Origin of the sequence: Cryptosporangium aurantiacum (assembly GCF_900143005.1) — a bacterium.
In the GTDB taxonomy this organism is placed as follows: Bacteria; Actinomycetota; Actinomycetes; order Mycobacteriales; family Cryptosporangiaceae; genus Cryptosporangium; species Cryptosporangium aurantiacum.
In genome coordinates this window covers 248,419-260,662 of sequence record NZ_FRCS01000012.1, presented here as the reverse complement: position 1 = coordinate 260,662, position 12,244 = coordinate 248,419, and the positions used below count along the sequence as shown (strand labels likewise).

General features: G+C 71.7%; 10 protein-coding genes. 3 read left to right on the top strand and 7 right to left on the bottom strand.

The genetic code is table 11. The features are described from left to right. Positions 1 to 626 precede the first annotated feature (626 nt). The gene (locus BUB75_RS32645) at positions 627 to 2,714 is read left to right on the top strand and encodes an FUSC family protein (RefSeq protein ID WP_178380032.1); all 2,088 of its coding nucleotides are present in this window, start codon (positions 627 to 629) and stop codon (positions 2,712 to 2,714) included. A gap of 10 nt (positions 2,715 to 2,724) precedes the next feature. Beyond that, on the top strand, positions 2,725 to 4,164 hold the full coding sequence (locus BUB75_RS32640; RefSeq protein WP_084741969.1) for a PrsW family intramembrane metalloprotease: 1,440 nt from the start codon (positions 2,725 to 2,727) through the stop codon (positions 4,162 to 4,164). Here the strand turns inward: BUB75_RS32640 and BUB75_RS32635 are convergent. After that, positions 4,161 to 4,511, bottom strand: a complete 351-nt coding sequence (locus BUB75_RS32635) for a GroES family chaperonin (RefSeq protein ID WP_245806348.1) — start codon at positions 4,509 to 4,511, stop codon at positions 4,161 to 4,163. The two genes, BUB75_RS32640 and BUB75_RS32635, sit on opposite strands and share 4 nt — an antisense overlap. Before the next feature lie 95 nt (positions 4,512 to 4,606). Between BUB75_RS32635 and BUB75_RS32630 the strand changes: the two genes are divergently transcribed. Then, positions 4,607 to 5,998: an AI-2E family transporter gene (locus BUB75_RS32630; RefSeq protein ID WP_073262476.1), complete on the top strand. Its 1,392-nt coding sequence runs from the start codon at positions 4,607 to 4,609 to the stop codon at positions 5,996 to 5,998. Positions 5,999 to 6,080: 82 nt separating this feature from the next. Here the strand turns inward: BUB75_RS32630 and BUB75_RS32625 are convergent, their stop codons facing one another. From BUB75_RS32625 to BUB75_RS32600, 6 genes are all read right to left on the bottom strand, one after another. Further along, complete coding sequence (locus tag BUB75_RS32625; protein ID WP_245806347.1) at positions 6,081 to 8,168, bottom strand: ATP-dependent DNA helicase; 2,088 nt, start codon at positions 8,166 to 8,168, stop codon at positions 6,081 to 6,083. A 22-nt stretch (positions 8,169 to 8,190) separates the two neighbouring features. Continuing rightward, a complete protein-coding gene (locus BUB75_RS32620) occupies positions 8,191 to 9,120 on the bottom strand; it encodes a sigma-70 family RNA polymerase sigma factor (protein WP_073262474.1) in 930 nt (309 codons plus the stop codon). Positions 9,121 to 9,305: 185 nt separating this feature from the next. Next, positions 9,306 to 9,716 (bottom strand): hypothetical protein, encoded by a 411-nt coding sequence (locus tag BUB75_RS32615; RefSeq protein WP_143175541.1) that lies wholly within the window; start codon positions 9,714 to 9,716, stop codon positions 9,306 to 9,308. A 113-nt stretch (positions 9,717 to 9,829) separates the two neighbouring features. Continuing rightward, on the bottom strand, positions 9,830 to 10,450 hold the full coding sequence (locus BUB75_RS32610) for a hypothetical protein (protein ID WP_073262471.1): 621 nt from the start codon (positions 10,448 to 10,450) through the stop codon (positions 9,830 to 9,832). A 257-nt stretch (positions 10,451 to 10,707) separates the two neighbouring features. Beyond that, a complete protein-coding gene (gene ygfZ, locus BUB75_RS32605) occupies positions 10,708 to 11,751 on the bottom strand; it encodes a CAF17-like 4Fe-4S cluster assembly/insertion protein YgfZ (protein WP_073262469.1) in 1,044 nt (347 codons plus the stop codon). Beyond that, positions 11,748 to 12,218: a Fur family transcriptional regulator gene (locus BUB75_RS32600; protein WP_073262467.1), complete on the bottom strand. Its 471-nt coding sequence runs from the start codon at positions 12,216 to 12,218 to the stop codon at positions 11,748 to 11,750. The genes ygfZ and BUB75_RS32600 overlap by 4 nt, the downstream gene beginning before the upstream one ends. Between the last annotated feature and the right edge of the window lie 26 nt (positions 12,219 to 12,244).

Genomic DNA, 12,244 nt, shown 5'->3' with positions numbered 1-12,244 from the left:
GTGATGGTGACGCTGCCGTCAGCGTTCTCCGAGTAGTTGACGTCGTCCCACTGGCCGTCGCCGTCAACGTCGACGTTGGTCTCGTAGTCGCTCATCGGGTTTCGCGTCCTTCCGCGTCTGGTGGGGCCTTGCTCCGTAGCGGGCCGCCGCTGTTGAGGTAAACGTTAGGGAGTGCCGGGCACGCTGGTATCCCCAGAATGTGCCAGCCGGACCGGCTTTCCGCGTCGGAGTGTCAGCTGGCCGACGCTCCGGCCTCGGGCTTTCGCCGCCCGGATGACAGCCGTTCGCCCGGCCGTCGGATCGAAGGCGCGCCCGGCCACCACAAGGTGAACCTGCGGTTACGCCACGCTTCTGTATTCGAAAGCACGAATCTCTTGCCTTCGCTCCTGCCGGGAGGTACAAATTCCCGTGCGGGCCCCGCCTCTCGACAACGCCGCGACGCGGCGGAGAGAACAGGGCCCGTCCAACTTTCCGGCGCCCCGCGGTTCTCCGCGGGGCGCCGTCGTATGCAGAGCCCGCGCGTCGCGGGCCACCTCGCGGGCCGCCCGTTAAGGTCGTAACCCGGCCCGGGGAGTTCAATGGCTCGGGCGAACCACGCGGCTTCCGGGGCGGTCATGGTGCGAACGTTGCGCGCCGCCATCGGCGGCCTGATTTCCGTGCCCCGGGCGAAGCTCAGCCCGCGCGTCGCGGCGCGCGGCACGATCGCGGTCGCGCTGCCGCTGTTGATCGGCGGCCTGGCCGGCGCAGTCCTGCCCGCGGTGGCCGCCACTCTCGGCGCGTACTTCACCGGCTTCGCCGACCTTTCCGGGCCCTACCGCCGCCGGCTGCGGCTCGGCTTCGCGCTGGCGGTGTGCGGCGCGTTGTCGGTGTTGCTCGGCGCGCTGGTCCAGCCGCACACGGTGCTCGCGGTTCTGCTGATCGCGCTCTGGGGTTTCCTCGCCGGTCTGCTCACCGCGCTCGGCCCGGCGGGCACCCGGGTCGGGATCACCGGCCTGATCGTCCTGATCGTGCTCGGTGAACAGCCGCAGGAGTTCAGCCAGGCGCTGCTCGCCGCGGCCGCCGTGTTCGTCGGCGCGGGGCTCCAGACGCTGCTCGCGATCGCTCCCTGGCCGGTTCGCGGCTACGCGCCGGAGCGGGCCGCGATCGCCGCCGCGTACCGCCAGCTGACCGACGTCGATCCGACCGGAGCCGGTCCCGCCTACCCGGCGGTCCTGGAGGCACACGCCGCACTGCAGGGATTGGACCCGCAGCGCAACCGCACGGTCGCGGGCCTGCGCATTCTGCTCGACGAGGTCGAGCGCGCCCGGGGCGAAGTCGTGGCGTTGGCCGGGCTGCGGGCCCGCCTCGAGGACATGGACCGGAACGACGCTGCCGACGAGGTCGCCGCGGTACTGGAGGCCGCCAGCGCGGTGGGCGCCGCGGTCGCGGAACGGCTCACCGGAGACCCCGACGACCTGCACCCGGACGTCCCGCCAGCGTTGGACGACGCGCTGGAGCGGGCCGTCGCCGCAGTGCGCGCGCGGGCTGACGGGCCGGGCCGGGCGCCGCTGACCCGGCGGGGTGCCGCCACCCGCTCGGCGGCGTTGGCCGGGCAGCTCCGGGCCGCGCGGCGGATCGTCGAATCCACCGACCCGGACGTGACGACGACCGTCCACGGCGGCGCTCCGGTCTTCGTCATGCCCGCCGACGAGCCGGTGACCGTGCTGCGGGCCAACCTGCGGCCGTCGTCGGCGGCGTTCCGGCACGCGCTGCGGCTGGCGTTCACGCTCGCCGCGGTTGCCACCGCGCTGGCCGTGCTCGGGTTGCCGCGCGGGTACTGGCTGCTGCTCACGGTCGCGGTGGCGATCCGACCGGACTTCTCGGCGACCGTCAAACAGGTCGTCGACCGGGTGGCCGGGACGCTGCTCGGCATGCTGGTGGTCTCCGCGCTGCTGGAGTGGGTGGTCTCGGAGACCTGGCAGAAGATGGTGCTGGTCCCGGTGTTCTACTTCTTCCTCCGGACCGTCCTCGCCGCGAACTTCGCGCTGGGCGCCGCCGCGATGGCGGGCAACGCGGTGCTGATCGCCGACCTGCTCGGGGCGTCGGCGGGCTCGCTGATCCCGGAACGCCTCACGTACACGGTCGCGGCCGGCGCGATCGCGCTCGCCGCCTACCTGGCCTGGCCCACGTGGGAGCGGTCCACCGCCAGGGACACGCTCGCGGAGAGCATCGAGCGGGCCCGCAGCTACCTGCGGACGGCCGCCGACCCGGACGCCTCCGACACCGACGTGGACGCCGCCCGCACGGTGGCCAGGGTCGCGCTGAGCAACGCCAGGGACTCGGCCAAGCGGCTGGCCGACGAACCAGGGACGCCGCCGGCGCTGGTCGACCTCGCGCACGGCGTCACCGTGCACTCGAGCCGGCTGGTGCAGGGCGGGATGGCGTTGGAGGCCGCCAGGGACGCGCACCCGGAGGGTCTCGCCCGTCCGGAGGCCAGGGCGTTCGCCGGCGACGTCGACACCGCACTCGCTCTGGTGGCCACCGCACTCCGCACCGGACGGCGTCCGCGGCCGCTGCCGCCGCTGCGCGCGGACGTCGACCGGTTGATCGCGGTCGCCCCCAATGCCCGGTTGGCCACGTTCGCCACGGCGGCGGATCGGTTGACCGACGGCATCGGCACGCTGAACCACCTGCTGCGGCAGGACGCCAAGGCGGCGGACGCGCAGCCCCGATAAGCTGCGGACCATGGTTTATCCTCCCGCGGCACCGGGACAGCCCGGGCAGCAGCCGGGCGTGCCCCACCCGTCGGAGGGGATGGTCCGGCCTGCCCCGATGGTGCCCTGGCACAAGCGTCGCTGGGTCGGCGTCGCGGTCATCGTGGTGGCGGTCGGCGTCATCGGCCTCGCCGGTCTGGGCATTTACGGCATTCTGGGCTACAGCCTGGGCCCGGGCGCGCTGATCCTCGCGCTCGGCACCGCCGTGCTGCCGGTCCCGTTCCTGCTGGCGTTCTTCTGGTGGCTCGACCGGTACGAGCCGGAGCCGCGCCGGTATCTGGCGTTCGCGTTCGGCTGGGGTGCCTGCGTGGCGACGTTCGCCGCGCTGATCATCAACTCGTTCGGCGGCAAGGTGATCACCGGCGCCGGCGGGTCGGAGTCGACGACGGCCGTCCTGGTCGCGCCGCCCACCGAGGAGTTCTTCAAGGCGATTCCGCTGTTCGTCCTGCTCGGCCTCGCGCTGACCGGTCGGCGGCAGATCAACGGCGTCGTCGACGGCATCGTCTACGCCGGGATGTCCGCGGTGGGGTTCGCGTTCACCGAGAACGTCCTCTACTTCGGCTCGGCCTACCTCGGTGACGAGGAGAAGAACATGCCGGGCGGCATCACCGCCCTGATCGTCACGTTCGTCCTTCGTGGCATCTTCTCGCCATTCGCTCACCCGCTCTTCACCGCGATGACCGGTGTGGGCGTCGGGTTGGCGGTTCGCAGCCGCCACACCTGGGTCCGGATCGTCGCACCGATCGGTGGCCTGACCCTGGCGGTGCTGCTGCACGGCACCTGGAACCTGCTGGCCTCCAGCCAAGACTTCAGCATCATCCTGACCGGATATGTGGTGATCATGCTGCCGATCCTGGCCGTGATGATCACGGTCGCGATCGTGCTGCGCGGGCGGGAGGCCAAGGTCGTCGGCCGGGTGCTCCCGGTCTACGCCGAGGCCGGGTGGTTCACCCCCCAGGAGATCGCCGCGCTGGCCACCATGCAGACGCGACGCGCAGGCCGGCAGTGGGCACGGCAGATCGCGGGCGGCATCGGCGCGAAAGCGATGTCCGACTACCAGTTCGCCGCTACCAAGCTGGCGCTCGCGCGCGACTCGCTGGCGCGCGGCATCACGAACAAAGAGTTCGCGGACGAAGAACGGCAGCTGCTGGCCACGGTGGACGCCCGGCGGCAGTACATCCTGCAGAACGCCCGGCCGGGCGCGACGATGCCGTGGGCGGCGGCGCCGGTCTCGGTCTACCCGGGCGGGCACAACCCGAACTACGTCAGCGGCAGCTACCCGGGGCCGAACTACGTGGGCGGCAGCGTGCCGAACCAGGCGTACAACCCGACGTACTACGGCGGCGGTGGCCGCCACCCCGGTTACCACCCGCACCACGCGCCCGGCTCCAAGCCGGACGGCAGCTACTAGAGGTAGAGCCCGGTGCCTTCCGCTTCCACGCGGGAGGCGGCCACCGCGTGGACGTCGCGTTCGCGCATCAGCACGTAGTCGGTGCCCTGCAACTCGACCTCCGACTTCTCGTCGGGGTCGAACAGGACCCGGTCGCCGACCTCCACCGAGCGGACCTGCGGTCCCACCGCCACCGCGGTCGCCCACGCGAGCCGGCGACCCATCAACGCGGTCGCCGGAATGACGATGCCCGCGCTCGACTTCCGCTCACCCGGCTTGCCCTCGAGCTTGACCAGGACCCGGTCGTGCAGCAGGTGGATCGGCAGGCCGTCGCTCGCCGAGTTGACCAGGCCGGGTTCGGTACTCACAGCTCCACACCGTAGCGCCGAGTGTGCAGCGCCAGTGGGGTGGGTAGACCGCGCCGGTACGGTGCCCATGGCGAACCGGGCGAGGGGGTACACGAGTGAGTTGGCTGTTGCGGGTGCGCGACGAGGCGCGAGAGAGGCTCGCGGCCGCACGGGAGAGCGACGACCTACCTCCCGAGCGTCCCGAGTCGCCGGGCGTCGTCCTGCTGCCTGCCGGCGAGCCGGACAACGAGAGCGTGCCGGTCGCGCTGCGGGTCGCCGCAGCCTGGGCCTGGCGCCTGGTCATCGTCGCGGCCGTGCTCTACGGGCTGGCCCACATCATCTCGATGCTGCGCTTCGTCGTGATTCCGCTGATGGTCGCGCTCCTGCTCGCGGCCTTGCTGGAACCGGCGGCCGGATGGCTGCGCAAACGTGGTGCGCCCAATGCCTTGGCCGCGACCACGATCCTGGTGTTCGGGCTCGTGTTCGTGTTCGGCACGCTGTATCTCGTCATCCAGGCGTTCATCAACGGTCTGCAGGACCTGACCGAACAGGTCAACCAGGCGCTCAACGAGGGCCGCGACTGGCTGCTGTCCGGGCCGCTGCACATCTCCCAGGAACAGATCGACAGCTACGTCGACCGCGCGCAGAAGTGGTTGTCGGAGAACAGTTCGTCGCTGACGTCCGGTGCGCTCAGCACCGCGACGACGCTCGGCGAGGTCGTGACCGGGTTCTTCCTGGTGCTGTTCACGCTGTTCTTCTTCCTGAAGGACGGCAGTCAGATCTGGCGCTTCATCACCCGGTTGCTGCCCCGCCCGGCCCGGCCGGCCGTTCGGCAGGCCGGTCAGTACTCCTGGCACACGCTGACGTCCTACGTCCGTGCGACGGTGTTCGTCGCGTTCGTCGACGCGGTCGGTATCGGCATCGGCTTGGCGGTGCTCAAGGTGCCGCTCACGCTGCCGTTGTCCGCGCTGGTGTTCCTCGGTGCGTTCATCCCGGTGATCGGTGCGACGCTGTCCGGCGCGGTGGCGGTTGCGGTCGCGCTGGTGACGCAGGGCCCGGCGGCGGCGCTGATCATCCTCGCCGTCGTCATCGGGGTGCAGCAGCTCGAGGGACACGTGCTGCAGCCGCTGATCATGGGACGCGCGGTCGCGCTGCACCCGCTGGCGGTCATCCTCGCGATCGCGATCGGGATCACGGTCGCCGGCATCGTCGGTGGTCTGGTCGCGGTGCCGGTGCTGGCGGTGTTGAACACCGCGATCCGCTATCTCGTCGTGCGACCGGAGGGCGGTCCCGCGCCGGCCGGACCGGACGCTCCACCGGGGACCGTGCCGACGGACGACGACCAGGCCGCGGTGGAGGAAGCGCGGACCGACGCGGTGGAGAGCAGCGGCGGGGCCGCGGGGCGGGCCGGGGCGCCGGTGCCCGCGCAGACGGCGCCGACCGCTGCGCCGGCGCCTCCTACTCCGCCACCGACGAGTGAGCCACCCGGCCCGGCACCAACCAGCTGAGCTCGCGGCGCGCCCGCGCCGCGGCCCGACCCTCCCGGCGCGGCCGCGCGCCTCGGGCTGAGGCGCTCGCGGGCGCGGGACGTCAGGCTGAGGCCGAGGTGGTTACTGCGGTGTCGTGGAGGCGGGTGAGTGCGCCGCGGACGACGTCCGGGGACGTGGTGTACCAGAACGGCGGCAGCGTCCGGCGGATGAACTCGCCGTACCGGGCGTTGTGCAGCCGGGGGTCGAGCACGGCGACGACCCCGCGATCACCGGCAGCCCGGATCAACCGCCCGGCGCCCTGGGCGAGCCGGATCGCCGCGGCCGGCACCGACACCGCCATGAACCCCGAGCCGCCCGCGTCGTCCACGGCCTTGGAGCGGGCGGCGGTGAGCGGCTCGTCGGGCCGAGGGAACGGCAACCGGTCGATGACGACCAGCTGGCAGGCGTCACCGGGCACATCGACGCCCTGCCAGAGCGACGCGACGCCGAGCAGGCAGGTCTGCGGTTCTTCGCGGAACCGCCGCACCAGCAAATGGATCGAGTCGTCACCCTGCAGCAGCACCGGCAGGTCGGTGGCCGCGCGAAGCGCCTCGGCGGCCGTGGTCGCCGCCTTCCGGGACGAGAACAGCCCCAGCGCCCGGCCCCCGGCCGCGGTGACCAGCTCGATGAGCTCCCGCTGGGCCGCGTCCGAGAGCCCGGACATGCCCGGCTTGGGCAGCCGCGAGGCGACGTAGAGGATGCCCTGCTTCGGGTAGTCGAACGGCGAACCGACGTCCAGCGCCCGCCACCGCGGTGGCGGCTGGACGTCGGAATCGTCGTCGTCAGGCTCCGGGGGCTCGACCGGCCGGACGTCGTTGGTATCCGGCGTGCGGCCGTACTCGACCTCCAGGCCGAGCGACCGGGCGACCGTGTTGAAGCGCCCGCCGAGCGCCAGCGTCGCCGACGCCGCCACCACGACGCGGTCCCGGAACAGGCCGCTGCCCAGCGCGGCGGACACCGAGAGCGGCGCGACGTGCAGCGCGGGCGGGCGCCGGTCTTCCCTGGCCAGCCACGCGACGTCGTGGTCGGACTGCTGGAGCAGGCGCTCGACGGTGTCGACGAGGCCGGTGAGCGACTGCTTGGCCTGGTTCCGCTTGACCGCATCGGCCTCGTCCGGGCCGACCTCGCCGCCGAGCGCCTCCAGTGCGGCCCGTGCCGACGCGTCGACCAGGAACAGCGCGTCGTACAGCGGCTCGGGCAGCCGCTCGAGCCGACCGGTCCGCATCCCGTCGAGCGTGCGTTCCAACAGGTCGGCGGAGCCTTCGACGTCGTCCCGCAGCTTTTCGTCGACGAACGCCCGCAACCGGCGGCCGGCCCGGCTGATCAGCTCGGCGGTCAGCTCGGCCTGGGCGGCGCTGGTGACCCGATCGGTGAGCTCGTGTGCCTCGTCGACGACCAGCAGTGCGTGCTCGGGGACGATGTGCCGGGCGGAGAGCAGGTCGACTGCCAACAGGCTGTGGTTGGTGACGACGATGTCGGCCTGCCGTGCCTTGGCTCGTGCCGCCTCGGCGAAGCAGTCCTCACCGAACGGGCAGCGCGCCGCGCCGACGCATTCCCTGGCCGGCATGCTGACCTGACGCCACGCGTTGTCGTCGACGCCGGGGTCGAGGTCGGCGCGGTCGCCGGTGTCGCTTTCCTGCGCCCACTCCCGGACCCGGGTGACCTGCTGCGTGAGCTTGCCCGCCGCGCCGAGCCACTGGGTGTCGGTGTCGAACAGGCCCTCGTCCTCATCTGCGACGCCGGGCTCCAGCCTGGCCAGGCATGCGTAGTGATGGCGGCCCTTGAGCAGCGCGAACGTCGGTGTGCGGCCGAGCACCGGCGCGACCGCCTCGACCAGGCGGGGCAGGTCGTGGTTGACCAGCTGGGCCTGCAACGCCAGCGTTGCGGTGGTCACGACGACGCGCTTGCCGGTGGCGAGCGCCGGCACCAGATAGGCCAGCGACTTGCCGGTGCCGGTGCCTGCCTGGACCAGCAGGTGCTCACCAGTATGTACGGCCTCGGTGACCGCGTGCGCCATGGTTCGCTGCCCGAGGCGGTCCATTCCGCCGGGTACCGCACCGATCGCGGCAGCGAGGAGTGCGTCGGTCTGTCGTTGATCGGCTGCGTCCCGAGTCGCGGTCGCTCCGGTCGCTTCGGTCACTGGGGGCACGGGCGGCAACGCTACCCGCCCCCTACGACACCTCGCTGCGCCCGTCCACAGCGGGAACGGAATGTAGTTTCTCTGGGTTGGCGACGTACGAGAAGCGGGTGATGAGGCCCTCGGGGGTCACGTCGGGCACCCCTACGCCCATGACCTCGCCCTCGTTCGGGTCGCCTGGCCGGAACCGGAAGACGATCCCGTACTGCCCGTTGACCAGGGCGGGTTCCGGAACGACCCGAGCGCCGCCCTTCTGGAGGATGCCGAGGAGGAAACGGACCACCTTCTCGGCGCCGACGATCGGATGCAGCGCGGCCCGCACTCGACCGCCACCGTCCGAGTGGAACTCGACGTCCGGGGCCAGTAGCGCGGTCAGCCGGGTCAGGTCGCCGCCCTGGCAGGCCTCGAGGAACGCCTCGACGGTCGCGCGTTGCTCGGGGAGCGGCGCCAGCGGCGACGGTGCGCTGTCGTGCAGCAGCCGCCGCGCCCGGGACGCCAGCTGCCGTGCCGTCTCGACCTTCGTCCCGAGCGTGGACGCGATGCCGTCGAACGGGATGCCGAACACGTCGTGCAGGACGAACGCGACCCGCTGCTCCGGCGTCAGCCGCTCCAGCAGGTGCAGCAGCGCGATGCGGACCGAGTCGTCCAGCACCGCGACGTCGGCGGGATCCGCGCCCGCGGACAGGGCGGACGCGTCCGCGGGGAGCCGCTCGACGAGCGGCTCGGGCAGCCACGGGCCGACGTACGCCTCGCGGGTGACGCGCGCCGACCGCAGGACGTCGAGGCAGATCCGTCCGACGACCCGGGTCAGCCACGCCCGCGGATCGACGATGTCGGAGCGGTCGGCGCGCTGCCAGCGCAGCCACGTCTCCTGGACGGCGTCCTCGGCGTCGGCGAGGCTGCCGAGCATGCGATAGGCGACCCGCAGCAGGTGCTCGCGGTGCGGTGTGAAGTCGTCGCCCATCGTCGTGCCCTTCGTCCACCAAGGTTGTCGTATGAACAGACGACTCAGCCCCGCGGAACGTGACCCGGCCTGTCCAGAACGACGCTGACGGCCGTCTCGGTCGGTTGTGACCAAAGAACGGTCACGGTCCTCCCTGCGACGGACGTCAGCCCCGCCCTGGACAGGCCGAGGGCTGAGCCGACGATTCAGGAAGGCTGCTTTACTGCCTGCTCGCCGCGCTCGACGAGACCCCGGTAGATGTCCTGGGCCCGGTTCTGCGCGGTCGAGACGTTACGCTTCACGGCCTCACTGTCCAGGTCGCGGGCCCGGCTCTGCAGCCCGGCCGCGTACGACGGTAGGTCGGCCGCCAGCGTCCGCAGCTCGCGGGGGAGGCTGCGCAGGTCGTCCGGCAGCGTCGCGGCGTTCCGCTGGAACTGGGCGGAGATCTCCGGGGCGTTGGCCACCAACCGGCGGAGCTGCTCGGCGAGCAGGTCGCCGACACCGGCAACGGCGTAGAGAGGCTCGGGCCACTGCTTGGCGTCGGTTCCGCTGTCCTGGCCGGGTCCGAGCTCGGCCGGCCCCGTGGAACTAGAGCCAGGCCCCGTGGGAGTAGACATGGTGATCCTCTCGCTGACGACGTCCGTACCCCCAAGGTAGGTCGCTCGCGCTAACACCTGCAAGCAGTCAGCTAGCACTTCAGGGTGCGTTCAGGGCCGCACCCTGAGAGACGTCAGGGGCGGCGGTTGCCGCCGAGCGTCCCGGTGCGTCCGCGGCCGTGCTCGTCGAGCGGGACTGTTTCGGGCTCCTCTGCGGCGCCGGTGCCCATCGGTGCGACCCGTCGCCGCCCCAGTTCGTCCCCGCACTGGTCGACGACGGACCGCACCCGCCCGGACACGTCGGTGACCTGACGTCGTTCGTGCCGGAACGTGCGGAGCACTCGGGCCAGCTCGTCGTCGGTCCGCCGGGCGACGTCGGCGAGGTCGACGTCGGCGACCAGGCGCTCGACCCGTCGCCGTCGGCGATGGGTGGGCGAGTTGTCGGGGTCGGCGCGGAGCCGGAAGACACGAGCCAGCCGGCCCCCGGCGGAATGGTCGTCGGCCGGGAGAGCGTCCGGTGCGAGTTCGGTGGTGCCGTCGAAGACGATCGCCGCGCGCCGCCGCTGTTCAGCGGTGACCATCGCGATCCGTTCGTCCAGCAGGTGGCCGAGGCGGTTGAGTTCGGCGAGTTCGGCGAGCGCTTCGTCACGGCGGTGGCGTACCTCGGGCGTCCGCAGGTCGGTGAGGCCCCGCAGGTAGCCGGAATCGAGCACGCGATCGATCCGCCGTCTCCCTCCTGGTACGACATCCGTCATGCCTTTGCTCCCTCGCACGGCGCGGATTCGCAGGCCAGTGGTGTGGCGGGTTGCCCACCGCGTCTGGAGCATCCTGGCATGCGGGAGCGGGCCGGGTGAGGGTTGAGCCAGCTTTTGGCACGGGTGCAATGCCTAAACAGTTACATTTCAGCCACAAACTCCTGTGAGACACCCGCTATTTGAGACAAGATCTCACGTTTTCGGGACGGCCCACTCAAATCCGCAGGTCAATCCCTGTATCGACGTGACGAAAACCGTCAGGCGGTCTCGAGCGCCGGCTCGACGGCGGCTCGGGTCTCGCCGATGAAGAGGTCGGCGTCGTCCGGGGTGGAGCGTTTGATCAAGCCCAGCGCGATCGTGCCGAGCTCCCAGTGGCGCACCGCGGTGCCGACAAATCCGACCGCGCGAGCCTCGCGCCCGTCCGTGCTCCGTCCCAGGGTGATCGGCGTGCCCTGCGCGGGGAGCTCCTCGCTGACGCCGTCGAGGTGCAGCAGCACCAGCCGGCGCGGTGGACGACCGAGGTTGTGGACCCGGGCGACGGTCTCCTGCCCGCGGTAGCAGCCCTTTTCCAGGTGCACCGCGGTCGGGATCCACTCCGGTTCCTGGACGATCGTCCGGTGGTCGGTCTCGAAGCGCAGCCGCGGACGACGGTCGGCGACCCGCAGCGCCTCGTACGCCCAGACGCCGGCGAGCGGAGCAGCCAGCCGGTCGACGGTCGCGTCCAGAGCGGCGCGCGGTACCAGTAGATCGGCGGCCACCTTGCCCGGCCACGGCATCCGGCGGACGAACCCGCCGTCGGGCAGCGCGGTCAGCGCATATGCCTCGGACGGGAGCGCCACCCCCAGCCGCGCGATCGTCTCGGTGGTCTTCGGCCCGACCACCGACAGCACCGCCCACGCGGCGGACACGTCGGCCGGCTCGACCCGCATGAAGAAGACCATCTTCTGCAGGTAGCCGAGCAGGTCGGCGGTGGTGCCCGGCTCGACGTCCAGCCAGGCCGTCTCGCCGTCGTCGGCGACCTGTGCGTGGTGCTCGACGTGCCCGTGCGGGGAGAGCACCAGCGCCTCGGTGCCGTGCCAGGGCGCGAGCCCGGACAGGTGCTGGGACGTGAGGCTGTGCAGCCAGGTCAGCCGGTCGGCGCCGGGGACCGCGATCACCCCGCGGTGGCTGCGGTCGACCACGCCGACGTCCTCGGCGAGCTGCCGTTGCTCACGGAACGGGTCGCCGTAGTGGGCGGCGACTCCGGTGTCCGCCCCTTCGGCGAGCACTGCACCGGGACGAGAAGCGAGTGGGCTGGTCACGACGACACCTCCGGGGATCCGGTAGGTGCAGCGGTCTCGGGCTCGCAAGTATTTCCGTCGCTGCAATCGCCGCAGACGCCGAACAGCGCCACGTGCCCGACGTCCATGCTGAAACCGCGCTCGTCGGCCAGCCGGCCCGCGAGCTCGGCGAGCATTCCGGTCGGGGCCTCCGACACCGTCCGGCACATTCGGCAGACCAGGTGGAAGTGCTGGTCGGCGGCGAGGTGGTAGGTCGTGGCGGTGTCGATCAGGTGGGTGTGCCGCACCAGGCCGATCTGTTCGAGCAGCTCGAGCGTCCGGTAGACGGTGGTGAGGTTGATACCCGCCGCGGTCTGCGTCACCTCGGCGTGCACCTGTTCGGGGGTGGCATGGCCCAGCCGCTCGACGGCCTCCATGACGAGTTGCCGCTGAACGGTCATCCGGAGCCCGCGGGAGCGCAGCGCATCGGTCAGTGACGGGAGCGCCATGACTCCATGTTATTCACTGAGGTTTT